This window comes from Brevibacillus sp. SIMBA_040 (assembly GCF_046535075.1).
Taxonomy (GTDB): Bacteria; Bacillota; Bacilli; order Brevibacillales; family Brevibacillaceae; genus Brevibacillus.
This window is the reverse complement of sequence record NZ_JAWRXI010000169.1, coordinates 1-274: the sequence shown is the minus strand read 5'-3', so window position 1 is coordinate 274 and position 274 is coordinate 1. Positions and strand designations below refer to the sequence as shown.

Below are 274 nucleotides of genomic sequence, written 5' to 3'. Positions count from 1 at the left end.
CGGGTTGAAGTTTGCCTTTAAGAACTTAACGAATTTTTCATAGCATTCTTGATATATCTTAATCTCTTCGGTGATGCTGCCAACTTACTGATTTAGTGTATGATGGTGTTTTTGAGGTGCTCCAGTGGCTTCTGTTTCTATCAGCTGTCCCTCCTGTTCAGCTACTGACGGGGTGGTGCGTAACGGCAAAAGCACCGCCGGACATCAGCGCTATCTCTGCTCTCACTGCCGTAAAACATGGCAACTGCAGTTCACTTACACCGCTTCTCAACCC

1 protein-coding gene is annotated in these 274 nt (G+C 46.7%); it reads left to right on the top strand.

Translation table 11 applies throughout. The features are described 5' to 3' along the window. Positions 1–124: 124 nt before the first annotated feature. Positions 125–274, top strand: a 150-nt coding sequence (locus SB752_RS32410) for an IS1 family transposase (RefSeq protein WP_001392841.1), incomplete at its 3' end; no start/stop codon positions are given.